General features: G+C 67.4%; 18 protein-coding genes. 9 read left to right on the top strand and 9 right to left on the bottom strand.

Features of this window, described 5'->3' with window-relative positions; genetic code table 11:
- Nucleotides 1–18: 18 nt before the first annotated feature.
- Together murJ and STRBO_RS0139665 are read right to left on the bottom strand one after the other, a co-directional pair.
- Nucleotides 19–2,259: a murein biosynthesis integral membrane protein MurJ gene (gene murJ / locus STRBO_RS0139670; RefSeq protein ID WP_005482954.1), complete on the bottom strand. Its 2,241-nt coding sequence runs from the start codon at nucleotides 2,257–2,259 to the stop codon at nucleotides 19–21.
- Nucleotides 2,260–2,306: 47 nt separating this feature from the next.
- On the bottom strand, nucleotides 2,307–4,715 hold the full coding sequence (locus tag STRBO_RS0139665; protein WP_005482953.1) for a DUF6049 family protein: 2,409 nt from the start codon (nucleotides 4,713–4,715) through the stop codon (nucleotides 2,307–2,309).
- 230 nt (nucleotides 4,716–4,945) lie between these two features.
- Here STRBO_RS0139665 and STRBO_RS0139660 point away from each other — a divergent pair, with 230 nt between their 5' ends.
- A complete protein-coding gene (locus tag STRBO_RS0139660; RefSeq protein WP_005482952.1) occupies nucleotides 4,946–6,394 on the top strand; it encodes a CCA tRNA nucleotidyltransferase in 1,449 nt (482 codons plus the stop codon).
- Nucleotides 6,395–6,492: 98 nt separating this feature from the next.
- On the opposite strand, the gene STRBO_RS0139655 is transcribed toward STRBO_RS0139660, so the two are convergent.
- From STRBO_RS0139655 to STRBO_RS0139645, 3 genes are all read right to left on the bottom strand, one after another.
- Complete coding sequence (locus STRBO_RS0139655; protein ID WP_005482951.1) at nucleotides 6,493–7,827, bottom strand: MFS transporter; 1,335 nt, start codon at nucleotides 7,825–7,827, stop codon at nucleotides 6,493–6,495.
- A 77-nt stretch (nucleotides 7,828–7,904) separates the two neighbouring features.
- On the bottom strand, nucleotides 7,905–8,987 hold the full coding sequence (locus STRBO_RS0139650) for an inositol-3-phosphate synthase (RefSeq protein ID WP_005482950.1): 1,083 nt from the start codon (nucleotides 8,985–8,987) through the stop codon (nucleotides 7,905–7,907).
- A gap of 44 nt (nucleotides 8,988–9,031) precedes the next feature.
- Nucleotides 9,032–9,712, bottom strand: a complete 681-nt coding sequence (locus tag STRBO_RS0139645) for a PadR family transcriptional regulator (protein WP_005482949.1) — start codon at nucleotides 9,710–9,712, stop codon at nucleotides 9,032–9,034.
- A 373-nt stretch (nucleotides 9,713–10,085) separates the two neighbouring features.
- On the opposite strand from STRBO_RS0139645, the gene STRBO_RS0139640 reads away from it, so the two are divergent.
- Nucleotides 10,086–12,746, top strand: coding sequence for a transglycosylase domain-containing protein (locus STRBO_RS0139640; RefSeq protein WP_202500221.1), 2,661 nt, complete (start codon nucleotides 10,086–10,088; stop codon nucleotides 12,744–12,746).
- Between the two features lie 192 nt (nucleotides 12,747–12,938).
- Nucleotides 12,939–14,438 (top strand): glycosyltransferase family 87 protein, encoded by a 1,500-nt coding sequence (locus STRBO_RS0139635; RefSeq protein ID WP_028797119.1) that lies wholly within the window; start codon nucleotides 12,939–12,941, stop codon nucleotides 14,436–14,438.
- A 125-nt stretch (nucleotides 14,439–14,563) separates the two neighbouring features.
- Here the strand turns inward: STRBO_RS0139635 and STRBO_RS0139630 are convergent, their stop codons facing one another.
- The 3 genes from STRBO_RS0139630 to STRBO_RS0139620 form a co-directional block, all read right to left on the bottom strand.
- Complete coding sequence (locus STRBO_RS0139630) at nucleotides 14,564–15,595, bottom strand: alanine racemase (protein WP_005482946.1); 1,032 nt, start codon at nucleotides 15,593–15,595, stop codon at nucleotides 14,564–14,566.
- A gap of 65 nt (nucleotides 15,596–15,660) precedes the next feature.
- Nucleotides 15,661–16,782: a peptidoglycan bridge formation glycyltransferase FemX gene (femX, locus tag STRBO_RS0139625; protein ID WP_020115820.1), complete on the bottom strand. Its 1,122-nt coding sequence runs from the start codon at nucleotides 16,780–16,782 to the stop codon at nucleotides 15,661–15,663.
- A gap of 224 nt (nucleotides 16,783–17,006) precedes the next feature.
- Nucleotides 17,007–17,321 carry a hypothetical protein gene (locus STRBO_RS0139620; RefSeq protein ID WP_005482944.1) on the bottom strand — a complete coding sequence of 105 codons (315 nt, stop codon included), beginning with the start codon at nucleotides 17,319–17,321 and terminating at the stop codon, nucleotides 17,007–17,009.
- Between the two features lie 264 nt (nucleotides 17,322–17,585).
- On the opposite strand from STRBO_RS0139620, the gene rpsF reads away from it, so the two are divergent.
- The 4 genes from rpsF (at nucleotide 17,586) to rplI (ending at nucleotide 19,339) form a co-directional block, all read left to right on the top strand.
- Nucleotides 17,586–17,876 (top strand): 30S ribosomal protein S6, encoded by a 291-nt coding sequence (gene rpsF / locus STRBO_RS0139615; protein WP_005482942.1) that lies wholly within the window; start codon nucleotides 17,586–17,588, stop codon nucleotides 17,874–17,876.
- 75 nt (nucleotides 17,877–17,951) lie between these two features.
- Nucleotides 17,952–18,554, top strand: coding sequence for a single-stranded DNA-binding protein (locus STRBO_RS0139610; protein WP_005482941.1), 603 nt, complete (start codon nucleotides 17,952–17,954; stop codon nucleotides 18,552–18,554).
- 83 nt (nucleotides 18,555–18,637) lie between these two features.
- Complete coding sequence (gene rpsR, locus STRBO_RS0139605) at nucleotides 18,638–18,874, top strand: 30S ribosomal protein S18 (RefSeq protein ID WP_003949403.1); 237 nt, start codon at nucleotides 18,638–18,640, stop codon at nucleotides 18,872–18,874.
- A gap of 18 nt (nucleotides 18,875–18,892) precedes the next feature.
- On the top strand, nucleotides 18,893–19,339 hold the full coding sequence (gene rplI, locus STRBO_RS0139600; protein WP_005482940.1) for a 50S ribosomal protein L9: 447 nt from the start codon (nucleotides 18,893–18,895) through the stop codon (nucleotides 19,337–19,339).
- Nucleotides 19,340–19,532: 193 nt separating this feature from the next.
- On the opposite strand, the gene STRBO_RS0139595 is transcribed toward rplI, so the two are convergent.
- Nucleotides 19,533–20,879: an MATE family efflux transporter gene (locus tag STRBO_RS0139595; RefSeq protein ID WP_028797118.1), complete on the bottom strand. Its 1,347-nt coding sequence runs from the start codon at nucleotides 20,877–20,879 to the stop codon at nucleotides 19,533–19,535.
- Nucleotides 20,880–21,328: 449 nt separating this feature from the next.
- On the opposite strand from STRBO_RS0139595, the gene dnaB reads away from it, so the two are divergent.
- Together dnaB and STRBO_RS0139585 are read left to right on the top strand one after the other, a co-directional pair.
- Nucleotides 21,329–22,807, top strand: a complete 1,479-nt coding sequence (dnaB, locus tag STRBO_RS0139590; RefSeq protein WP_028797117.1) for a replicative DNA helicase — start codon at nucleotides 21,329–21,331, stop codon at nucleotides 22,805–22,807.
- Nucleotides 22,808–22,857: 50 nt separating this feature from the next.
- Nucleotides 22,858–24,243, top strand: a complete 1,386-nt coding sequence (locus tag STRBO_RS0139585; protein ID WP_005482934.1) for a serine hydrolase domain-containing protein — start codon at nucleotides 22,858–22,860, stop codon at nucleotides 24,241–24,243.
- The last annotated feature ends 82 nt before the right edge of the window (nucleotides 24,244–24,325 follow it).

Raw genomic sequence — 24,325 nt, 5'->3', positions numbered from 1 at the left:
TGTGCGCGTACCCCCGCGTCAGCGCCCCAGCCGTCCGCGTACCATGCCGACCATCGAGTTGAGCTCTTCGATGCGCATGCGTCGCGCGGCTACGTAGAAGACACCGAGCAGCACGATTCCTCCCCCTACGAGTGCGAGCATCGAGCCACCGACACCCTGCCCCAGTGTCCGGCTGATGCCGTAGCAGGCGGCGCCACTGAGCAGCGCCGCGGGCAGAGAGGCGATGGACAGCCGCGCATACGTCCGCATGACCCTGGATCCGTCCAGGTCGCCGCCCAGCCGCTTCTTGAGCCGGCGCCAGGCGATGCCGACACCGATCATGTACGCCAGGCCGTACGAGGCCGCCATGCCGACCACGGCCCAGCGGGCCGGGATCACGAAGAAGCAGACCGCGGAGGCGCTCGCGTTGACGGCGGCCACGATGACCGTGTTGTAGAACGGGGTCCGGGTGTCCTCGTACGCGTAGAAGGCGCGGAGCACGACGTACTGCACGGAGTACGGGATCAGACCGAGGCCGAAGGCCATCAGCATGAAGCCCATGTTGGTGGCCGCACCGGTGCCGGAGGAACCGAAGATCAGCGTGCACATCGGGATGCCGAGCGCGACGAAGCCGAAGGCGATCGGCACGATGGCGACCGCCGTGGTGCGCAGGCCCTGTGAGATGTCGTCACGCACGGCGCCGGTGTCGTCCTCGGCGGCCGAGCGGGAGATACGTGGCAGGAGGGCGGCCATGAGCGAGACGGTGATGATGGCCTGGGGCAGGCCCCAGATGAGCTGGGCGTTGGCGTAGGAGGCGAATCCGGTTCCCTTGGAAGGGGAGTCGATGCCTGCGGCGGTGGCCAGCTGGGTGACCACGAGCGCGCCTGCCTGGTTGGCCAGGACGAACAGGATGGTCCACTTGGCGAGCATCGCGGCCTTGCCGAGGCCGTGCCCCTTCCAGTCGAAGCGGAGCCGCAGACGGAATCCGGTCTCCCGCAGGTACGGAATCATCGCGAGAGCCTGGACCACGAGGCCGAGCAGAATGCCGACGCCGAGGAGTCGCACCCCCTCCGGCGGAATGTTGTTCACGTTCATGTGGGAGTCGGCGGCGCTGCCGTAGACCCAGAGGAAGGCGCCCAGGGTGACGATGATGACCACGTTGTTGAGGACCGGGGTCCACATCATGGCGCCGAACCGGCCGCGGGCGTTGAGAATCTGCCCCATCACCACATGGACACCCATGAAGAAGATGGAGGGCAGGAAGTAGCGGGTGAAGGTGACCGCGGTGTCGTTGGCCGCCGCGTCGTCGGCGACTCCCACCGACAGCGCCCGGACCAGGAGCGGAGCGGCGAACATCGCGAGCGCCGTGAGAAGGCCGAGGACCACCATGACGAGGGTCAGCAGGCGGTTGGCATAGGCCTCACCGCCATCGTCGTCGTCCTTCATGGCACGCACGAGCTGCGGCACGAAGACGGAGTTGAGGCCGCCACCGACGGTCAGGATGTAGATCATCGTCGGCAGCTGGTAGGCCACCTGGAAGGCGTCACCCAGCAGGGCGAGGCCCAGCGCCGAGACGATCATCGCCGACCGGATGAAGCCGGTCAGGCGCGACACCATCGTGCCCGCCGCCATCACGGCGCTCGACTTGAGCAGGCCCGAAGCCCGCCCGCCCTTCTTCGGCACGGGTGTGGTGGTGGGGGCGGGCGGGGGTGTCGGAGCGGGCGCGGGCTCCTGGTAGGCCAGGCGGGCGGGGCCGGACGACGGGGCAGGGGTCGGTCCGGGAACGGAGGGCTGGCCCATGGGGGCGGGGCCGCTCTGCTGCTGGTCGCGGAAGAGATGTGCGAACGCGTCCGGCTCGTGGCGTTCCTCGCCGGCCTGGGTCACCAGGTCGTCCACGCCGACGAACTGGGTCGTGCGCGCGTCGTCGCCGTACGGCAGATGCCGGGTCGGCCCCTCGGGCTCGGGGGCCGGCGTCTGGGCCCACACACGCGGGTCGGGCGCGTACTGCGGCGACGACGGCTGCGCGTAGAGGGGCTGCTGCGGCTGGTAGGTGCCCGGAGCGGGCGGGGGGTGCGCGGCACGGTCGTAGAGAGCCTCGGCCACCGGGTCCTGTGCGGCGAGATCGCGAGCGCGGTAGGGGTCCTGGTCGTAGGCGTCCTGGAGGTACATGTCCGCGGGATGCTGCGGCGGCACCTGGCCCGGCCCGGGCAGCTGGCCGTCGTCGGGATACCCCGAGTCGGCCGCGCCCTGGCCGCGGTCACCGTCGTACGGCGCGTTCATGCCTACCCCACCTCATCGTCCCCGGGCCAACCGGCCACGACAATCGCTCAACGGTCCACTCTCTCACCCGTGCCGGACGGGTCGGCGCTTTCCGGAGCGGTGTCCGGTGCCGGGTCACTCGGGTGCTCCGGCTCGTCCGTCCCCGTCTTCGCCGGGGTCTCCTCCTCGACAGTGTGTACGACTGAGAGCGCTTCGGTGTTCGCGGTCTCGTCCGTCGGGACACTTTCCGAGGAGTCGTCGTCCGCCGACTCTCCCTCCGCCTCCAGCCGGGCGGCCGCGCGCTTGCGCTGTGTGTACATCCGGAAGCCGGCGAGCACGAGGAGCAGGACGCCACCTGCGATGACCAGCATGACCGTAGGCGTGATCTCGGTGACGTTCACCGTGAACTCGACCTCGTCACCATACTTCTCGCCGTCCGCGGTGTAGAGCTGGGCGACGACGTCGACCTTTCCGTTGGCCGCGGCGTTGGTGGTGAACTTCACCGACTCGCTGTGTCCACCCGAGATGTCGACGGACTGCTCAGCGAAGGCCTTGTCGCCGATCAACAGGCGCTTGGGGGCCTTTGACCTGAGGCGCAGCGTCAGATTGTCGACGCCCTGTACGAGGTTGTTCTGAACGGTCACGGGGATCGTCGCGCTGCGGCCCGAGAGCTTCGTCTCGGACTTCCTGATCAGCCGGACCTGGCCGGTGAGCGAGTTGAGGTACGACTGCACATTGTTGCGGTAGACCGCTCCCTCCATGGAGCGGCCCCGCCAGGACGTGGACATCTCCCGGTCCATGGTCCTGCCGAACGGCGTGACCACGCGGGACTGGTCCGAGAGGATCACCTTGAAGCGGTCGAGGTCGGCCTGAGTGGCGTGGATCTCCTCGAACGCCGACTTGGGCAGCGCCTGCTTCCGCAGCGACTTGGGGTAGGCCGAGGCGGACGGAATCGTCGTGCTGGCGCGCGGGTCGGGCTTCGCGGCGGCGGCCTCGGACAGCTCCTGGGGCTGCGACCAGTTGCCCCCTTGGAGTGCCGTCAGTGCCTGCGCCATCGTCTGCGCCTGGCTCGCCGACGGCATGCGCTGCGGGGCGATCACGACGCTGCGCTGCTTGTTGTTCTGGAGGTCGGTCACCAGGCTCTGGGCGAGGAACCTCTGTACGGCCAGCGTCGAACTCTCGGCCTTCGTCATGTCGCCCCGGAAGGCGGTCGACAACCGGGCGTCCGCGACCACCGCCGTGGTGCCGCCCCCGATCGGCCGGGCCGCGTTGGGCGTGTAGGACAGGCTGCTGCTTTCCTGCAGGCTGTCACTGCGGGCGATCACCTTGTCGGCGCCCGCGGAGATGGCGACCTTGACGATCGAGGGGTCGACGGCGCCGTTGACGGGCCAGGCGAAGTCCGTCTTCGGTACCACCCGGAGGATGTTCTCGACGGTGTCCGAGGCCACATCGGTGGCGCCCTTCAGCCGGCTCAGGGAGCCCGTGATCGTCTTGCCGTTGTGGGCCAGCGCAGCGAGGTCAGGATCGGCGAAGGGGAGAGCGATGACCTCCTCGCCCTGAACCGCGGTCTCCAGCTCCGCCAGCCACGCCTTGGCGACGGCCTGGTTCCTGCCGGCGACGGTGGTGTCCCCGCTCCGGACCCGGTAGCTCTCCGTCATCGCGACAACCGACGCCAGGAGATCCGGATCAATCACCCAGGTGATGTCCAGGTTTTTGCCCAGCGTCAGCATCTGTTCCAGGCGGCCGCCCGCAGAGATCTCCTTGGCGAGGTCGTCGTTACGGAAGACGGGCGTCTGCTGCTCACCGGGACCGGTCTCGGCCGTCAGATGGGTGGTGGAGATCAGCGGCCAGAGGTAGGTCGTCTTCGTCCTGGTGCCCGCCTCGTCGGGCTGCCACGGCAGGAAGGTGCGCTGAATTCCGAGAACCTGGTCGTACTGGGCGGACGCGGTCCTGCCCGTAAGCGAGACACCCAGCTGGTAGACGCCGTCCTCGTCGAGGTCCAGTTCCTTGACGGGTACCGAGATGGTGAAGGGCTGAGCCACACCGGAGGCGAGCGCGGAGAACTTCTCGACGTACTTCCCGCCGACCTCCGTCCCGTCGGTGAACTGGTCGAAGCCACTGCGCCTGGCCGCGTCGTCGATGGCCGAGCGACCGGTCACGGCCGCCGATGCCACCCGAAGGCCCACGTGGGCGTCCGTGACCGTCTGCTTGCCCTTGTTCGTGACCGTGCCGGAGACGGTGACGGTGTCGCCGTCGGTGGGGACGCTGGGACTGAGCGAGTCCAGGGAGACCTCGACGGTTTTCGACCCCGTGGCCTCGGTCGGCGAGGTCCGCGCCGTCGCCTGTGCGGACGAGGCCGCGGGCACCTGGAACAGACCGGTCAGCAGGGGGGCCCCGGCGAGCAGCGCCCCGGTGCGCAGCAGCCACCGGCGGGCAGGTGAGGGAGTCGTCCCCTGGAAGTCTGCCGCCTCGGCCACGCGCTCGCCCGTCCCTCGTCGTCAGTGGTCGTCGAAATGTGCGTCCACGCATGGTAACGATGTGCGCTGAGGGGAAGTGCCGCGGTCCGCTCCACAAGATCGGCGGCGAGGTCGGCCTGTCCCTGTATGTGCACGTATCGCTACGGTCCGTCAGGGATACTCCTGCACGAAGCCCATGCACGTTCAATGAAGGCGACTGGGGCCACCGGTGCCCCGTACCCTTTTCTGTTGTGCCGAACGCCAACGAAGACAACAGTGCCCTGAGCCAGGTGCAGCGCCGCGCGGTGAGTGAACTGCTGCGGGTGTCCCCTGTCGCCGACGACCTCGCACGCCGTTTCCAGGAGGCAGGGTTCTCGCTCGCCCTGGTCGGTGGCTCGGTCAGGGACGCGCTGCTCGGCCGCCTCGGGAACGACCTGGACTTCACGACGGACGCTCGCCCCGATGACGTAGTGAAGATCGTCCGCCCCTGGGCGGACGCCCTCTGGGAGGTCGGGATCGCCTTCGGCACGGTGGGGGCGCAGAAGGACGGCTACCAGATCGAGGTCACCACCTACCGCTCCGAGGCGTACGACCGGACCTCGCGGAAGCCAGAGGTGTCGTACGGCGACTCGATCGAGGATGACCTCGTACGCCGGGACTTCACCGTGAACGCGATGGCGGTGGCCCTTCCCGAGAAGGAGTTCATCGACCCTCATGGCGGGCTCGAAGACCTCTCGGCGCGCGTGCTGCGTACCCCCGGTACCCCTGAGGATTCCTTCTCCGACGACCCACTGCGCATGATGCGGGCCGCGCGTTTCGCTGCTCAGCTGGACTTCGAGGTGGCCCCCGAGGTCGTTTCGGCGATGACCGACATGGCCGGCCGTATCGATATCGTCTCGGCGGAGCGGGTACGGGACGAGCTGAACAAGCTGCTCCTGTCCGCTCACCCCCGCGAGGGCCTGAGCCTGCTGGTCGAGACCGGCCTCGCCGAGCATGTCCTGCCCGAGCTTCCGGCGCTGCGACTGGAGCGCGACGAGCATCACCGGCACAAGGATGTCTACGACCACACGCTGATCGTCCTTGAGCAGGCGATCGCGCTGGAGGACACCGGACCGGACCTCACCCTGAGGCTTGCCGCTCTGCTGCACGACATCGGCAAGCCCCGCACTCGTCGGTTCGAGAAGGACGGCAGGGTCTCCTTCCACCATCATGAGGTGGTGGGCGCCAAGATGACCAAGAAGCGCATGGCTGCCCTCAAGTACTCGAACGAACTCGTCAGGGATGTCTCGCGCCTGGTCGAACTGCACCTGCGCTTCCACGGCTACGGCATGGGCGAATGGACGGACTCCGCCGTCCGCCGCTACGTGCGTGACGCCGGCCCGCTTCTGGACCGGCTCCACAAGCTGACGCGCTCCGACTGCACGACACGGAACAAGCGCAAGGCGAACGCCCTGTCGCGCGCGTACGACGGCCTGGAGGACCGCATCGCCCAGCTTCAGGAGCAGGAGGAGCTGGATGCCATCCGTCCGGACCTGGACGGTAACCAGATCATGGAGATTTTGGGCGTCGGACCCGGACCGGCGATCGGGCAGGCCTACAAGTTCCTGCTGGAGCTGCGTCTGGAGAACGGGCCGCTGCCGCACGATGACGCCGTGGCTGCGCTCAAGGAGTGGTGGGCCCAGTCGCCACGGGTTTCCTGACGACAGACAGTTCGCCTCCTGTGGCGGACGACGCGGTGCGATGTTTCACGTGAAACATCGCACCGCGTCGCTACGTCTCCGCATCGACAGGGCTGCAGTCACTGAGGGAGCGATGTTTCACGTGAAACATCGGCGCTGCCGCCCCGGCGCTGTCCTGCCATCCCGAAGCGGGCCATGACGACAGCGATGGCTCCGTAGGTCACGGCCACGGTGCTCACCAGGGCGGCCGAGCGGCCGTCCGGAGCGAGCATGAGGGCGGCCACTGCGGCGGCGCCGACAAAGGCAACATTGAACAGGACGTCGTAGACGGAGAAGATGCGGCCTCGGTAGCCGTCGTCGACGGAGGACTGGATGATCGTGTCCGTGGAGATCTTCGCCCCCTGGGTGACCAGACCCAGGACGAACGCCGCGGCCAACATGGGCGCTTCCGTGAAGGGCAGACTCAGCGGCGGGCCCAAAAGGGCGGCCGTAGCGGCGCAGACGACGATCCAGCGGTCCGGACCCCACCGCCCGGCCGCCCAAGGAGTGATCACCGCTGCGGTGAAGAAACCTGCTCCTGAGATCCCCACGGCGAGACCCAGAAGGGCCAGGCCTTCCTCGGAGCCGTAGGCCCCGGAACTGTTCGAGGGCCAGGCATACCGGCACAGCATGAGCACCATGACTGTCAGGGCTCCGTAGCAGAACCGCATCAGCGTCATCGACGCCAACGCCCAGGCAGCAGACCGTCGCCCCGGCTCGGCAAGATGTCGCACGCCTGCTGTCAGACCCCGCGCGGTCCCGACGAGCGCCGCACCCAGTCGGGGGGGAAGAAACTCCGGATCCGGGCCGAGCAGGTCGCGGGCGATCCTCAGTGAAGCGAGGGCCGCGCACAGGTACATGATCGAGCCGAGAAGCACCACCGCAGCGTCCGAGTCGAAGCCCACCAGTCGAACGACGAAGGCGAGTCCGCCGCCGGCGGTCGCGGCCAGCGTTCCGGCCGTCGGGGAGAGCGAGTTGGCGACCACCAGGCGGTCGGCGTCCACCACCCGGGGCAATGCGGCGGACAGCCCCGCCAGCACGAAACGGTTGACCGCGGTGACGCACAGAGCGGAGACGTAGAAGAGCCGGTCGGGTACGTGACTCAGGATCAGGACGGCTGTCACGGACGCCAGCAGGGCACGCAGCAGGTTTCCGTACAGCAACACTTGACGTCGTCGCCAGCGATCCAGCAGGACGCCCGCGAAGGGGCCGACGAGGGAGTACGGAAGGAGCAGGACCGCCATGGCGGAGGCGATGGCCGCCGCTGACGTCTGCTTCTCGGGGGAGAACACGACGTACGTGGCGAGCGCGACCTGGAAGACACCGTCGGCGCCCTGGGACAGCAGACGTACGGCCAGCAGACGCCGGAAGTCCCGAAGACGGAGCAGGACGCGCAGGTCGCGCACGACGGACATGGGCCCAGCCTCACATATGGGGAGGGTCCCCGGGTGCATGACCCGGAGACCCTCAACAGCCCATTACGAACGCCTGGTCAGCGTTCGACCTCGCCCTTGATGAACTTCTCGACGTTCTCACGGGCCTCGTCGTCGAAGTACTGCACCGGCGGGGACTTCATGAAGTACGAGGACGCCGACAGGATCGGGCCGCCGATGCCGCGGTCCTTGGCGATCTTCGCGGCCCGCAGCGCGTCGATGATGACGCCGGCGGAGTTCGGGGAGTCCCAGACCTCGAGCTTGTACTCCAGGTTCAGCGGGACGTCACCGAACGCGCGGCCCTCCAGGCGGACGTACGCCCACTTGCGGTCGTCGAGCCAGGCCACGTAGTCGGACGGACCGATGTGGACGTTCTTCTCGCCGAGATCCCGGTCGGGGATCTGCGAGGTGACGGCCTGGGTCTTGCTGATCTTCTTGGACTCCAGACGCTCACGCTCGAGCATGTTCTTGAAGTCCATGTTGCCGCCGACGTTCAGCTGCATCGTGCGGTCCAGGACGACACCCCGGTCCTCGAACAGCTTCGCCATGACGCGGTGTGTGATGGTGGCACCCACCTGCGACTTGATGTCGTCACCGACGATCGGGACGCCCGCCTCGACGAACTTGTCCGCCCACTCCTTGGTACCGGCGATGAAGACCGGAAGGGCGTTGACGAAGGCGACCTTGGCGTCGAGGGCGCACTGGGCGTAGAACTTCGCCGCAGCCTCGGACCCGACGGGCAGGTAGCAGACGAGAACGTCGACCTGCTTGTCCTTGAGCACCTGGACCACGTCGACCGGGGCCTCGGCGGACTCCTCGATGGTCTCGCGGTAGTACTTGCCGAGACCGTCGAGGGTGTGGCCGCGCTGCACGGTCACACCGGTGGCGGGCACGTCACAGATCTTGATGGTGTTGTTCTCGGAGGCACCGATGGCGTCCGCGAGGTCGAGACCGACCTTTTTGGCGTCGACATCGAAGGCGGCGACGAACTCCACGTCGCGGACGTGGTAGTCGCCGAACTGGACGTGCATGAGGCCCGGGACCCTCGACGCCGGGTCGGCGTCCTTGTAGTACTCGACTCCCTGCACCAGCGACGCGGCGCAGTTGCCCACACCTACGACGGCTACGCGAACCGAACCCATTCCGGCTGCTCCCTGTGTGTACGAGTGAGGTCCTGGCAGGGACCTCACGTGGTGGTGTCGCCGGGCGCATCCGGCCCGGGGAGATCCCCGGGCCGGGGCAGGGCGCCCGACGCTCCCTCTGTGGTGTCGCGAGCGGGCTCTGCGTGGCCGGGACCTTTCAGGTCCCGGCCTGCCCGCTCGCTCTCGATGAGCTCGTTCAGCCAGCGCACTTCGCGCTCCACGGACTCCATCCCGTGGCGCTGGAGCTCGAGCGTGTAGTCGTCGAGGCGCTCTCGAGTGCGCGCCAGTGAGGCCCGCATCTTCTCCAGCCGTTCCTCCAAACGGCTGCGACGGCCCTCCAGGACGCGCATACGCACATCACGGGAGGTCTGGCCGAAGAACGCGAACCGAGCAGCGAAGTGCTCGTCCTCGTAGGCATCGGGACCCGTCTGCGAGAGCAGCTCCTCGAAGTGCTCCTTACCTTCCGCCGTCAACCGGTAGACGATCTTGGCGCGGCGGCCCGTGAGCGGGACGGCGGCAGGATCCTCCGGAGTACCACCCGGCTCCTCGATCAACCAGCCGCTCGCGACCAGCGTCTTGAGGCAGGGGTAGAGCGTCCCGTAGCTGAACGCACGGAACACACCCAACGACGTGTTGAGTCGTTTGCGCAGCTCGTAACCGTGCATCGGGGCCTCGCGGAGCAGGCCGAGGACGGCGAACTCGAGTATCCCGGAGCGCCGGCTCATCGTCGCCTCCCCTCTCTCGATGACCCCGTCGACACGTCTTATGCCGAGCTGATGTATCGACTCGATACATCCAGACGATAGAACGCCCCTACGGATGCGACAAGTGAGGATCCGGTGAACGGGGTCACATCACCGATGGGCAGGAAGCAAGTTGCCTGATTTGGGGTGAAGTTCGGTGCTCAATGGGTTTTGGTGGTGCGTAGTCTGTGCGGCATGCACACCACTGGGAGCCGAGTGACGTTTGAGCACGTCGCCGTCCTGAGTGCGGTACGGATGAATGCCAGCACGACCGCATCCGTACTTCGGGGGGACCGGAAACCAGTCGCCGTTTCCAGGCGCGCACGGGTGCGCCTGCCCGAGGAGTAGTCGTTCGATGAGCGAGCACCGTCGCAAACCGCCGCAGCCGCAGGGCGGCGGACGTGCCGCGGCCCGACGCGGCCAGTCGGCGTCCTCCGGCCGCCGCGCGGCACCGCGGGGCGCCACCGGGTCACTATCCGAGACCTATGGCTCGGGAGGTGAGGAGACCTCGTACGAGGGCCGTGCCGCCACGCGTCGGGGGTCGGTGAGAAACGCCGACACCGGCGTCGGCGGAAGCCGTCGCAGAGCCCCCGAGCCTCCGAGCCGCGGCCGTGGGCGCGCGGCTCCGCCCGGGAAGAAGCGCTTCATCGACTACCCGCGTGCCGGCAGGTACGGGGCGATGCGCTGGGTGCCGTCGTGGCGCCAGGCGACGGGGCTGTTCATCGGCTTCGTCGGGAGCCTGGTGGCGGCGGCCGGCATCGGATACGCGGTCGTGGCCGTGCCCAACCCGGCCGAGGCCGCGACGGCGCAGAACAACGTCTACTACTGGTCGGATGGCTCGCAGATGGTCGCGACGGGTGGCGAGGTCAACCGCCAGATCATCGCGTACGAGAAGATCCCCAAGGCCATGCGCTACGCCGTCATCTCTGCCGAGAACAAGACGTTCGAGAACGACAGCGGCGTCGACCCCATGGGTATCGCGCGAGCCGTCGTCAACATGGCCAAGGGTGGCCAGACGCAGGGTGGCTCGACCATCACCCAGCAGTACGTGAAGAACGCCATGCTCGACGACCAGTCGCAGACCCTGTCGCGGAAGGTCAAGGAACTCTTCATCTCGGTCAAGGTGGGAACCTCGGTCGAGAAGGAAGAGATCATGTCGGGGTATCTGAACACCGCGTACTACGGCCGCGGTGCGTACGGCATCCAGGCGGCCGCCCGCACGTACTTCGGCAAGGACGCCGCGAAGCTCGACCCGAGCCAGTGCGCCTTCCTGGCCGCTGTCCTCAAGGGTGCGACGTACTACGACCCGGCCGGCGCGCCGTCGATCGACCCGGAGGCCTCACCGGAGAACAACCGCAAGCGGGCCACAGACCGCTGGCGCTGGATCCTCACCGAAATGGTCAAGGACAAGCACCTGCCCGCGGCCGAGCTGGCCAAGTACCCCGACTTCCCCAAGATTCAGAGTCCTCGGTCCAACGCGCAGCTGGGCGGTCAGATCGGCTACCTCGTCGACACCGCCAAGGGATACATCCTCAACAACACGGACATCACCCAGAAGCAGCTGGAGCAGGGCGGCTACGAGATCCACACGACTTTCGACAAGAAGAAGGTCAAGGAACTCGAGAAGGCCGTGGTGAAGGTCCGCAAGGAGAACATCAAGCCCGGCCAGCGCCCGAAGACCGACACCCATGTGCAGTTCGGCGGCGCGTCCGTGAATCCGAAGTCGGGTGCTATCGAGGCGATCTACGGTGGTGAGGACGCCACCAAGCACTTCACCAACAACGCCGACGTCACCGGTGCGCAGGTCGGTTCGACGTTCAAGACGTACGTGCTCGCGGCAGCCATGACCTGGGGCAAGCGCGATCCCGACCTCGACGGGGACCAGGCGCAGGACGAGCGCACCGTCGTCTCGCCGAAGAGCCTGTACAGCGGCAAGAACAACCTCAAGATCAAGGACTACGACGGTCAGGTCTGGACCAACGAGAAGGGTGAGGAGTGGCTGCAGGCCAACGACGATGACGCGTCGTATGGCAGTGCGCCGAAGTACCAGATCGACCTCCGTGAGGCGATGAGGGTCTCCGCGAACTCGGCCTTCGTGCAACTGGGCATGGATGTCGGTCTGGATCGGGTGAAGGAGGCCGCCGTTGCGGCAGGCCTCAAGGAGGGCAGCCTCACCGGCACCAGCTTCCCGTCCTTCTCGATCGGCATCTCCGATCCCAGTGCGATCCGTATGGCGGGCTCCTACGCGACCTTCGCCGCCAGCGGCAAGCAGAACGACCCGTTCTCCGTGAAGACCGTGGAGCACAAGGGTCTGACCATGTTCGACCACGACGACATCGCCGAGCCCAAGCGGGCCTTCACGGCGGATGTCGCCGACAACGTCACCGACGTCCTCAAGACCGTCGTCGACGAGGGAACCGGTACGTCGGCCCAGCTGGCCGGCCGTGAGGTGGCGGGCAAGACCGGTACCACGGACGGCAACAAGTCGGCCTGGTTCGTCGGGTACACCCCGCAGCTGTCGACTGCGATCAGCATGTACCGCATGGACGACGACGAGTCCAACAAGAACCGGACGTTCCTGGAGATGTACGGCACGGGTGGTCAGGAGACGATCCACGGTGCCTCGTTCCCGGCCGAGATCTGGCACGACTACATGGAGGACGCCCTCAAGGGCGAGCCGGTCGAGAACTTCCCGGAGCCCCAGCCGATCGGTGTGATCGTGAACGACGACCCGGACCCGGACCCGACCCCGACCCCGACCCCGACCGAGTCGGAGGAGGAGATCCCCGAGCCGAGCCCGACGCCGACCGAGAGCGAGATCGAGCCGTCACCGACGCCCAGCGAAAGCTGCACCAACCCGTTCAACCCCACCTGTGATGACACGGGCGGCACGGACACGGGCGGTACGGCTGTCGGTGGTGCCGACGGCGGAGTGACGCCGACACCGACCGAGTCGGAGGACGATACGAGAGGCAACCAGAACGGGGGCGGACTCTTCGGAGGCTCCAACGGGTAGCTCCGCGCCCCGCAGGATGTGTTTCACGTGAAACAAGGGCCACCGCACCGATCAGGCGCGGTGGCCCTTGCTGTGGTGCTGGGAAAGCCTGCAGGGTGGGGCCGTGTTTCACGTGAAACACGGGCGCTCGCCCCGCGACCGGACCCGGCGGCCCTGGACGTATTCCCAGGCGCGTACGGCAGGATGTGCGGCATGCCCAGTGCAGAGACGACGCGAGTGAGCGTGGACGAGCCGGAGCCCGTACGGCCGACCAAGGAGGATGAGGTCGCTGCGACCGGCAGCGAGCTGATCGGCGGCCCGATCGGGCGGCGGGCGCTGCTCGGCACGTCCTGGTGGACGCCTGTACGGGTCGTCGCGCTCGTGGCGATCGGAATGTTCGCGCTGGGCATGGTGCAGAAGCTGCCCTGCTACGACGGCGGCTGGTTCTTCGGGGCCAGCTCCCAGTACACGCATGCCTGCTACTCGGACATCCCGCACCTCTACCAGGGGCGTGGCTTCGCCGACGGGCTCGTGCCGTACTTCGACAAGATCCCCGGTGACATGGAGTACCTCGAGTACCCGGTGCTGACGGGCGTCTTCATGGAGGTCGCCGCCTGGCTCACCCCGGGCAGCGGCACCATTCAGCACCAGGAGCAGTGGTACTGGATGGTCAACGCCGGGATGCTGATGGCCTGTGCGGCCGTCATCGCCGTCTGTTGCGCGCGCATCCATCGCCGGCGCCCCTGGGACGGCCTTCTGATGGCACTGGCGCCCGCTTTCGCGCTGACGGCCACCATCAACTGGGACCTGCTCGCCGTGGCCCTGCTGGCCGTCGCCATGCTGATGTGGTCTCGTGAGCGTCCGCTTGCCTTCGGTGTGTTGATCGGGCTCGCCACAGCCGCCAAGTTCTATCCGTTCCTGGTGCTCGGCCCGCTCTTCGTGCTGTGTTGGCGGGCCGGCAAGTGGCGCGCGTTCGCGACCGCGCTGCTCGGTGCCGTCGCCGCCTGGCTCGCGGTGAACCTCCCAGTGATGCTCCTGGCACCCGACGGATGGGCGAAGTTCTACCGCTTCAGTCAGGAACGCGGCGTCGACTTCGGCTCTTTCTTCCTCGTCATCTCGCAGCGGATGAACATCCAGATCACGGGTGAGACGGCGAACGCGTACGCGATGGTCTCGATGCTGCTCGTCTGCGCGGGTATCGCCGCGCTCGCGCTGACCGCACCGCGCCGCCCGCGCTTCGCCCAGCTCGCCTTCCTGATCGTCGCGGCCTTCATCCTCACCAACAAGGTCTACTCACCGCAGTACGTTCTCTGGCTGGTCCCCCTCGCCGCGCTGGCCCGGCCCCGGTGGCGGGACTTCCTCATCTGGCAGGCGTGCGAGGTGGCGTACTTCCTGGGGATCTGGATGTACCTCGCCTACACGACCAGTGGGGACGCCCACAAGGGGCTGCCTGCCGAGGGCTACCAACTCGCCATCATGGCTCACCTGCTGGGGACGCTGTACCTGTGCGTCGTGGTCGTGCGGGACATCTTCAGGCCCGATCGGGACACGGTGCGCCGGGCAGGTGACGACGATCCCTCCGGCGGAGTGCTCGACGGCGCGGAGGACGTACACGTCTACGGCGCGGCGGCCCGCCCTCCGCGGCATGCCGTGCACGTCGACGGACCGCAGGTGGACTGGGGCAGCCGCGGACCGGAGAGAAGTTCGCTTTGAGCGAACAAGGTGCGGACAGGTGACGCGGAAGGCCGTACACGACGTTCTCGTGTACGGCCTTCCGCGTGGTGCTGGGAGTGACCACTCGGGTGATTCGTCCGCCAAACCCTTGGGGATGCGAGCCCTCAGCGGTCGACGGCCCGGTCGAACTGCGTGGTCGTGTGCCGCAAATGGGCCACGAGTTCCTCGCCGACCTTCGGCTCCGGGGCATCCGAGGGGACGAAGAGGATCGACACCTGCATGTGCGGCGGCTCGGCGAACCAGCGCTGCTTGCCGGCCCAGACGAAGGGAGAAAGGTTCCGGTTGACCGTGGCGAGGCCCGCCCGGGCGACACCCTTGGCGCGCGGCATGACGCCGTGCAGCGCCTTCGGCGCCTCCAGACCCACGCCGTGCGACGTACCGCCCGCCACGACCACCAGGAAGCCGTCGGAAGCGGCCTTCTGCTGGCGGTAACCGAAGCGGTCGCCCTTGGCGACGCGGGTGACGTCCAGCACCGCTCCGCGGTACTCGGTCGCCTCGTGGTCGCCCAGCCACAGCCGCGTGCCGATCCGGGCCCGGAAACGGGTCTGTGGGAACTGCTGCTGCAGGCGGATGAGGTCCTCGGACTTGAGGTGGCTCACGAACATGGTGTGCAGCGGCAGGCGGGCCGCGCGCAGCCGGTCCATCCAGCCGATGACCTCCTCGACGGCGTCCGAGCCGTCGGTGCGGTCCAGCGGCAGGTGGATGGCGAAGCCCTCCAGGCGCACGTTCTCGATGGCCGCGTGGAGCTGGGGCAGTTCCTGCTCACTCACTCCGTGCCGCTTCATCGAGGACATGACCTCGATGACGACACGGGCGCCCACGAGGCCGTACACGCCGTCGACCGACGACACGGAGCGGATGACGCGGTCGGGCAGGGGGACGGGCTCCTCAGCGCGTCGGTAGGGGGTCAGCACCAGCAGGTCGCCGCTGAACCAGTCCTTGATCCGGGCGGCCTCGTACGTGGTGCCGACGGCGAGGATGTCCGACCCGAGGCGCGTGGCCTCTTCCGCCAGCTTCTCGTGCCCGAAGCCGTAGCCGTTGCCCTTGCAGACGGGCACGAGTCCCGGGAACTGCTCCTGAACATGCTTGTGGTGTGCCCGCCAGCGCGCGGTGTCGACGTACAGCGTGAGCGCCATGGACGGTCCCGGAACCTTTCTGGTGGCTGCGGTGTATCAGAGGTATGGAAACAAAAACGGGGGCGTCAGCGGCGCGACATGTAGATGTCGAGCGCCTTGTGAAGCAGCTTGTTCAGCGGGAAGTCCCACTCGCCGAGGTATTCGGCGGCCTGTCCGCCCGTGCCCACCTTGAACTGGATCAGGCCGAAGAGGTGATCCGTCTCGTCCAGCGAGTCGGAGATGCCGCGCAGGTCGTAGACCGTCGCACCAAGAGCGTAGGCGTCGCGCAGCATGCGCCACTGCATCGCGTTCGAGGGCCGGACCTCACGGCCGATGTTGTCCGAGGCGCCGTAGGAGTACCAGACGTGCCCGCCGACGACCAGCATGGTGGCGGCGGACAGGTTCACGCCGTTGTGCCGGGCGAAGTAGAGCCGCATGCGGTTGGGGTCCTCGGTGTTGAGGGCCGTCCACATGCGCTGGAAGTACGACAGCGGGCGCGGCCGGAAGCGGTCGCGCACGGCCGTGATCTCGTACAGCCGCTGCCACTCCTCCAGGTCTTGGTAACCGCCCTGGACGACCTCGACGCCGGCCTTCTCGGCCTTCTTGATGTTGCGGCGCCACAGCTGGTTGAAGTTTCTGTGGACCTCTTCCAGGGAGCGGTTGGCCAGCGGCACCTGGTAGACGTAGCGGGGCTGCACGTCACCGAAGCCGGCACCACCGTCCTCGCCCTGCTGCCAGCCCATGCGGCGCAGTTTGTCGGCGACCTCGAAGGCCCGTGGTTCGATGAAGTCGGCCTCGATGTCGCGCAGGCGCTTCACGTCCGGGTTCTGGATGCCCGCCTTGATGGAGGTGGCCTCCCAGCGTCGGATGATCACCGGCGGGCCCATCTTCACCGAGAAGGCGCCCTGTTGCTTCAGATGGGCCAGCATCGGCTCCAGCCAGTCGGTGAGGTTCGGAGCGAACCAGTTGATGACCGGGCCCTCGGGCAGATAGGCGAGATAGCGCTTGATCTTGGGCAGCTGGCGGTACAGCACCAGGCCGGCGCCGACCATCTCACCGGTCCTGTCGTCGAACCACCCGAGGCTCTCGGAGCGCCACTCGGCCTTGACGTCGGCCCAGGCCGGGACCTGCATGTGGCTAGCCGAGGGCAGGCTCTGGATGTATGCCAGGTGCTGCTCACGGCTGATCGTCCTCAGGGTCAGGCTCATTCAGGGCGCTCCTCGGGCTGGTGTGTCCCCATGGGTACAGGGGCTCCGGCTCTCGCGCCGAAGCCTACTGCGCCCTGCGGGCGCCTCGAATGGCCGTATGGAACCTGGGGCCCGGCCGGTACGCAGCCAGGACGTCAGGCGGTGTTATTGGGCCGCTTGGTCCGATGTGAGGCGGCGGACAGCCTGGAGCGCGGTCCGCCGCCGACGCGGCCGAGGGTGCGAAGTCAGCCGATGACCCCGCCGAAGAGACCTCCATGGGCCATGCCGAGGAAGAAACCGACTGCCGAGGCACCGAGACCCACGATCAGACCGAAGCGCTCACGGGTCGTCTCCGAGATGAACTGCCCGTACGCGCCGGTCAGAATCCCCACCAGCCCCGTCCAGGAACTGAGCAGGTGCAGATGGTGGAACATCGCCGTGATGAAGGAGACCGCCCCGAGTACGAGCGTCACGGCCAGCAGGGTGTCCTGCACGGGGTGGGGCTTGTCGTCGGTGGCGAACAGGGAGCCGGCGATGTTGGGTCGCAATGTCTGTGCCATAGGGCACCTCCTGCGGAAGGCGGCGCATCGTAGCGCCATACACACCCGATGTGTACAGATTGACGGTCCCCGGCCCCCAATTTCAACCGGAAGCGGGGGTGCAGGTAGTCTGTACCGTCTGCACCGTTGTCTGCCCAAGCCATGACAGGGGCCCCCTCGCGGGGAACCCGATTGTCAGTGGTGGCCGATACCGTTGCGTACGCATCACAACCCTCCTGCCACGGAACGACCGTGGCCGCTGAGTCCGAAGGAGGTGGGTTCCACATGCGTCACTACGAGGTGATGGTCATCCTCGACCCCGATCTGGAGGAGCGCGCTGTCGCCCCCCTGATCGAGAACTTCCTTTCCGTCGTCCGTGAGGGCAACGGAAAGGTCGAGAAGGTCGACACCTGGGGCCGTCGTCGTCTCTCGTACGAGATCAAGAAGAAGCCTGAGGGCATCTACTCGGTCATCGACCTGCAGGCCGAGCCTGCGGTCGTCAAGGAGCTCGACCGCCAGATGAACCTGAACGAGTCGGTCCTCCGGACCAAGGTCCTCCGCCCCGAGACCCACTGAGCTTCCGCTCAGCTGGTCCCGGGATTCGAGTAGCAGCACAAGCAGCCAGCAGCAAACCCGCCGAGAGGTACCCCCATGGCAGGCGAGACCGTCATCACGGTCGTCGGCAATCTTGTCGACGACCCCGAGCTGCGCTTCACCCCCTCCGGTGCGGCGGTCGCGAAGTTCCGTGTCGCGTCCACCCCCCGCACCTTCGACCGTCAGACCAACGAGTGGAAGGACGGCGAGAGCCTGTTCCTGACCTGCTCGGTCTGGCGTCAGGCGGCGGAGAACGTCGCTGAGTCGCTCCAGCGAGGCATGCGCGTGATCGTGCAGGGCCGGCTGAAGCAGCGGTCCTACGAGGACCGTGAGGGCGTCAAGCGCACGGTCTACGAGCTGGACGTCGAGGAAGTCGGCGCCAGCCTGCGCAGTGCCACGGCCAAGGTCACCAAGACCGCCGGCGGTGGCCGCGGTGGCCAGGGTGGTTACGGCGGTGGCGGCGGCGGTAACGGCGGCGGCCAGGGTGGCGGCGGCTGGGGCGGAAGCCCCGGCGGCGGCCAGCAGGGCGGCGGCGCCCCCGCCGACGACCCGTGGGCCAGCGGCGCACCCGCCGCTGGCAACCAGGGCGCCGGCAGTGGCGGCGGCTGGGGCGGAAGCTCCGGCGGCGGTGGCGGCTACTCGGACGAGCCCCCCTTCTAAGTCTTTCCGGGCCGGATCACCGGTTCGAAAGGACGAGGGCGGGGCCGTAACCCCAAACTTCTTGATCACACAGGAGAAACACCATGGCGAAGCCGCCTGTGCGCAAGCCTAAGAAGAAGGTCTGCGCATTCTGCAAGGACAAGGTCACGTACGTGGACTACAAGGACACGAACATGCTGCGGAAGTTCATTTCCGACCGCGGCAAGATCCGTGCCCGCCGCGTGACCGGCAACTGCACGCAGCACCAGCGTGACGTCGCCACGGCCGTCAAGAACAGCCGTGAGATGGCACTGCTGCCCTACACGTCCACCGCGCGCTAAGGAAAGGGTGACCGACCAATGAAGATCATCCTTACCCACGAGGTCTCCGGCCTCGGCGCTGCCGGCGACGTCGTCGACGTCAAGGACGGCTACGCTCGCAACTACCTGATCCCGCGGAAGTTCGCGATCCGCTGGACCAAGGGTGGCGAGAAGGATGTCGAGCAGATCCGTCGTGCTCGCAAGATCCACGAGATCCAGACCATCGAGCAGGCCAACCAGGTCAAGGGTCAGCTCGAAGCCGTCAAGGTTCGTCTGGCTGTCCGCTCCGGCGACGCCGGTCGGCTCTTCGGTTCCGTCACTCCGGCCGACATCGCTTCCGCGATCAAGGCTTCCGGTGGCCCCGAGGTCGACAAGCGCCGCATCGAGCTGACCTCTCCGATCAAGACGCTGGGCGCCCACGAGACGTCCGTGCGTCTGCACCCCGAGGTTGCCGCCAAGGTCAACATCGAGGTCATCGCGGCCTAAGGGTCGCTCACGCTCAAGCGGTGTATGGGGTCGCACTCTGTAAGGGGTGCGGCCCCACATGCTTGCCCGCATGCCGTGCTGACTGAGGTCAATCCACTGATGATGCCGAAGCCGACGGAGCCTCTGTTTCACGTGAAACAGAGGGAACCAAGCGATGTTTCACGTGAAACGACGTGGAATTCAGGTCCCGCTCTCAGCGGGTTGCTCCGGTCACGATCCAGAGGCCGGAACGGGATCGCAGCCACAGCGTCAGCATGCGCGTCGCCATCATCAACGTCATGGCGCCCCAGAGCGCGGTCAGGCCACCCCCGAGGGCGGGGACGAGCAGGGCGGCCGGAACGAACACGGCCAAGGTCAGCACCATGGCCCGGGCGAGGTAGGGGCCGTCTCCCGCGCCCATGAGTACGCCGTCCAGCACGAAGACGATTCCGGAGATCGGCTGGGCGAGCGCCACCACGAGCAGAGCGGGGAGTGCGGCTTCCTGCACCGTCGGGTCGTCCGTGAAGAGCGGAATGAACATGGGACGAGCGAGGATCACCAGCAGTCCGAGGACCGTGCCGGTGGCGATCCCCCACTGCACCATCCGGCGGCAGGCTTCACGGGCTCCTTGAGCGTCGCCCGCGCCGAGGTAGCGACCGATGATGGCCTGTCCGGCGATGGCGATCGCGTCCAGGGCGAAGGCGAGCAGGCTCCAGAGCGAGAGGATGATCTGGTGCGCGGCGATGTTCTCGTCCCCGAGCCGGGCAGCGACCGCGGTCGCGATCATGAGGACAGCACGTAGGGAGAGCGTGCGGACCAGCAACGGCACCCCCGTCTGGGCCGCGGTACGTATCCCGAGGGCGTCGGGCCGCAAAGAGGCGCCATGTCTGCGGGCACCGCGGATCACGACCCAGAGATAGGCGACCGCCATGCCGAGTTGGGCCATGACTGTTCCCCAGGCCGATCCTGCGATGCCCAGACCGGCGCCGTAGACAAGGCCTGCGTTCAGGGCGCCGTTGGCGACGAAGCCCGCCACGGCGACGTACAGAGGTGTCTTCGTGTCCTGGAGACCGCGCAGCACACCGGTGGCGGCGAGCACGACGAGCATGGCCGGGATGCCCAGTGCCGAGATCCGGAGATAGGTCGTGGCATAGGGGGCTGCGGTGTCCGAGGAACCGAAGAGGGCGACGAGCGTGGGCGCGGTGGGCAGGACGACGGCGACGACTGCAGCGCCCAGTAGCAAAGCGAGCCAGATGCCGTCCACGCCCTGCCGGATGGCGGCCCGCAGATCCCCGGCTCCGACGCGTCGGGCGACAGCGGCTGTGGTGGCGTAGGCCAGAAAGACGAAGACGCTCACGGCAGTGATGAGAAGGGCCGAAGCGACACCGAGGCCGGCCAGTTGTGCGGTGCCGAGGTGGCCGACGACAGCGGTGTCGACCATCAGGAAGAGCGGCTCGGCGACGAGCGCACCGAAGGCCGGAACGGCCAGCGTGATGATCTCACGATCGTGCCGACGCCCGGTGGCCTTGGGGGGTGCGGAAGCCTGTGTCATGACCACCAATCTAATCTTCCACAGGTAAGAGATGCAACGTGCCTATGACTATTACACGGCGCTCGGTCGAGGGCGTTCTCGCGCGCAGATCGCGATGATCTTGACCGGGTCGGGAAAGTTTTTCTTCTGCACAGCCGGTGGACGGTAAAAGTGCAGCTCAGGGCGCTTTCGGTGAGAGGGGAGAGGTCTTGTTCACAGGCCTGTCCACCGAGTCGTGCACAGGTTTTGCGGGGTTCTCCACAGCATCTGGGCCGTCGTCCACATGGCCTGTGGATAACCAGATTGGCTGACGGTGCCGACGGGCCTACGGTGGTGCGGCGCCCGCTCCTCGGCAGATCACGGAAACCTCGCAAAACCGACGCGCCAGAACCGGAGTTGGGCCGTCTCATTTGTCAGTGTCGTGCCGTAGAAAGAGAAGCACGGCGAGGTCCGCTCGGCGGACGGGAGGAGGTCGCTCGGTGAGCATTTCCGAGCCCTTGGACGACCCGTGGGCCGACAGCGGGCCCGGTGATCGTCTGCCTGCTTCCCGACGGCGTCAGGACGACGGCGGCCGAGGCCGGGAGGAGCGGCACGACCGCGGCAGGGACAACGGGCAATGGGACGGCGGGGGTTCGGCCTTCGAGCGGGTTCCACCGCAGGACCTCGACGCCGAGCAGTCCGTCCTCGGCGGCATGTTGCTGTCCAAGGACGCCATTGCCGACGTGGTCGAGATCCTCAAGGGTCCCGATTTCTACAAGCCGGCCCACGAGACCATCTACCAGGCGATCCTCGACATCTACGCCAAGGGTGAGCCGGCCGACCCCATCACCATCGCCGCCGAGCTCACCAAGCGCGGCGAGATCACCAAGGTCGGCGGCGCCTCCTATCTGCACACCCTTGTCCAGACGGTGCCGACGGCGGCGAACGCCGAGTACTACGCGGAGATCGTCCATGAGCGTGCAGTCCTGCGCCGCCTGGTCGAAGCCGGCACCCGCATCACGCAGATGGGATACGCGGCCGACGACGACGTCGACGAGATCGTCAACAGGGCGCAGGCCGAGATCTTCGCGGTCACCGAGCAGCGCACCACCGAGGACTATCTGCCGCTCGGCGACATCATGGAGGGCGCGCTCGACGAGATCGAGGCGATCGGTTCGCGGTCGGGCGAGATGACTGGTGTGCCGACAGGTTTCACCGATCTCGACCAGCTCACCAACGGTCTCCATCCGGGTCAGATGATCATCATTGCGGCCCGGCCCGCCATGGGTAAGTCGACCCTCGCTCTGGACTTCGCGCGCGCCTGTTCGATCAAGCACAACATGCCGAGCGTGATCTTCTCGCTCGAAATGGGGCGCAACGAGATCGCGATGCGTCTGCTGTCGGCCGAGGCGCGTGTGGCCCTGCACCACATGCGGTCCGGCACGATGACGGACGAGGACTGGACACGCCTGGCCCGCCGGATGCCGGACGTCTCGGCCGCTCCGCTCTATATCGACGACTCCCCGAACCTGTCGATGATGGAGATCCGCGCCAAGTGCCGGCGCCTGAAGCAGCGCAATGACCTGAAGCTGGTCATCATCGACTATCTGCAGCTCATGCAGTCCGGCGGCAAGCGGTCCGAGAGCCGCCAGCAGGAAGTCTCTGACATGTCGCGAAACCTGAAGCTGCTGGCCAAGGAGCTGGAGCTGCCGGTGATCGCGCTGTCGCAGCTCAACCGTGGTCCTGAGCAGCGTACGGACAAGAAGCCCATGGTGTCCGACCTGCGTGAGTCGGGATCGATCGAGCAGGACGCGGACATGGTGATCCTGCTGCACCGTGAGGACGCGTACGAGAAGGAGTCGCCGCGCGCAGGCGAGGCCGACATCATCGTGGGCAAGCACCGTAACGGTCCGACGGCCACGATCACGGTCGCCTTCCAGGGTCACTACTCGCGGTTCGTGGACATGGCACAGACCTGACCCGGGGAAATGCGCTCGACGCGCGGTGTCCGGGCCGATGGAGTGGGCGTATGACAACACCTCAGGAAGAGCTCCTTCCCGCCACGCGTCGGGCTCTGCTGCACCGCATCGCCGTCGCCCAGGCCGAGGGACGCACTCCGTCACTGGTCGCGGCGCTGGTCAGGGGCGGGGAGACGGTGTGGAACGGAGCACGGACCTCGGTCGAGGGGCACGCGCCGGACGAGAACGTGCAGTACCGGATCGGCTCGATCACCAAGACCTTCACCGCTGTCCTGGTGCTGCGGCTACGCGACGAGGGTGCCCTGGACCTCGGCGATCCGCTGGAGAAGCACCTGCCGGGTACCGGCGTGGGGGAGGCGACCATCGCCGAACTGCTGGCCCACACGGGCGGACTGGCGGCCGAGTCGCCGTCGCCCTGGTGGGAGCGCACCCCGGGATCCCTGCGTCCGGAACTCGCAGATGTGCTCGGTGAGCAGCCTCACCGTCATCCCGTCGGCCGCCGCTTCCATTACTCCAACCCCGGCTTCACCCTCCTCGGTGCGCTCGTCGAAAAGCTGCGGGGCGCCGCCTGGGAGGACGTCCTACGACGCGAGGTGCTCGAACCACTCGGCCTGCGCCGCACGACGTGGCACCCGGTGGCGCCGCACGCCGGCGGCTGGGCCGTGCATCCCTGGGCGGATGTGATGCTGCCGGAGAAGGTCGAGGACCTGGGCAGGATGGGTCCTGCGGGGCAGCTCTGGTCGACCGCAGCCGATCTGGCGCGCTTCGCGGTCTTCCTGGCCAGGGGGCACGACCGGGTGTTGGGTGCGGAATCCGTCCGGGAGATGCGGGCGCCCGCCGCACCGGGGGAGGCCGCCGACGTGTCGGCCGGTTCGGCGTACGGGCTCGGCATGCAGCTTCAGCACCGGGACGGCCGGTTCCTGGTCGGTCACAGCGGTTCGGTGCCCGGCTTCCTCGCCCAGCTCACCATCAGCGTCGAGGACGACGTGGCGGCCGTCGTGCTGACCAACTGCACCTCGGGGCCAGTGGTGTCGGAGGTGGCCGCGGACCTCGTACGCATCGTGGCGGAGGCCGAGCCGCGGATCCCCGACCCGTGGCGACCGCTGCCCGAGGTGGACCCTTCGGTTCTGGAGCTGGCTGGGCCTTGGTACTGGGGGACGCACTGCTTCGCGTTGCGTCTAGTCGCCGACGGCGGGCTCTCACTGGACCCGATCTCCGCGACTCTGCGCGGTGCTCGCTTCCGGGACAACGACGACGGCAGCTGGACCGGGCTCAACGGCTACTTCTCCGGAGAGGTCCTGCGGGCCGTACGAAGGCCCGACGGGACCGTGAGCCACCTGGACCTCGGATCGTTCGTGTTCACGCGTCAGCCGTACGAGGAGGGGGCTCCCGTGCCTGGCGGAGTGGATCCCGAGGGGTGGCGCGGCGTCTCGTAGCCACGACTTCGGGGGCAGTGGGGCCCGCTTGTGATGTTTCACGTGAAACGGGACCCCACAGTCGCGCCAAAAGCTGGAACAG

The organism is Streptomyces bottropensis ATCC 25435, from assembly GCF_000383595.1.
GTDB classification, from domain to species: Bacteria; Actinomycetota; Actinomycetes; order Streptomycetales; family Streptomycetaceae; genus Streptomyces; species Streptomyces bottropensis.
This window is presented reverse-complemented; position numbering and strand designations above follow the sequence as displayed.

Coding starts and splice junctions, on each gene's coding strand:
- murJ (WP_005482954.1), bottom strand. CDS start 2,259: ATGAACGCGCCGTACGACGGTGACCGCGGCCAGGGCGCGGCCGACTCG.
- STRBO_RS0139655 (WP_005482951.1), bottom strand. CDS start 7,827: ATGTCCGTCGTGCGCGACCTGCGCGTCCTGCTCCGTCTTCGGGACTTC.
- STRBO_RS0139650 (WP_005482950.1), bottom strand. CDS start 8,987: ATGGGTTCGGTTCGCGTAGCCGTCGTAGGTGTGGGCAACTGCGCCGCG.
- STRBO_RS0139645 (WP_005482949.1), bottom strand. CDS start 9,712: ATGAGCCGGCGCTCCGGGATACTCGAGTTCGCCGTCCTCGGCCTGCTC.
- STRBO_RS0139640 (WP_202500221.1), top strand. CDS start 10,086: ATGAGCGAGCACCGTCGCAAACCGCCGCAGCCGCAGGGCGGCGGACGT.
- STRBO_RS0139635 (WP_028797119.1), top strand. CDS start 12,939: ATGCCCAGTGCAGAGACGACGCGAGTGAGCGTGGACGAGCCGGAGCCC.
- STRBO_RS0139630 (WP_005482946.1), bottom strand. CDS start 15,595: ATGGCGCTCACGCTGTACGTCGACACCGCGCGCTGGCGGGCACACCAC.
- femX (WP_020115820.1), bottom strand. CDS start 16,782: ATGAGCCTGACCCTGAGGACGATCAGCCGTGAGCAGCACCTGGCATAC.
- STRBO_RS0139620 (WP_005482944.1), bottom strand. CDS start 17,321: ATGGCACAGACATTGCGACCCAACATCGCCGGCTCCCTGTTCGCCACC.
- rpsF (WP_005482942.1), top strand. CDS start 17,586: ATGCGTCACTACGAGGTGATGGTCATCCTCGACCCCGATCTGGAGGAG.
- STRBO_RS0139610 (WP_005482941.1), top strand. CDS start 17,952: ATGGCAGGCGAGACCGTCATCACGGTCGTCGGCAATCTTGTCGACGAC.
- rpsR (WP_003949403.1), top strand. CDS start 18,638: ATGGCGAAGCCGCCTGTGCGCAAGCCTAAGAAGAAGGTCTGCGCATTC.
- rplI (WP_005482940.1), top strand. CDS start 18,893: ATGAAGATCATCCTTACCCACGAGGTCTCCGGCCTCGGCGCTGCCGGC.
- STRBO_RS0139585 (WP_005482934.1), top strand. CDS start 22,858: ATGACAACACCTCAGGAAGAGCTCCTTCCCGCCACGCGTCGGGCTCTG.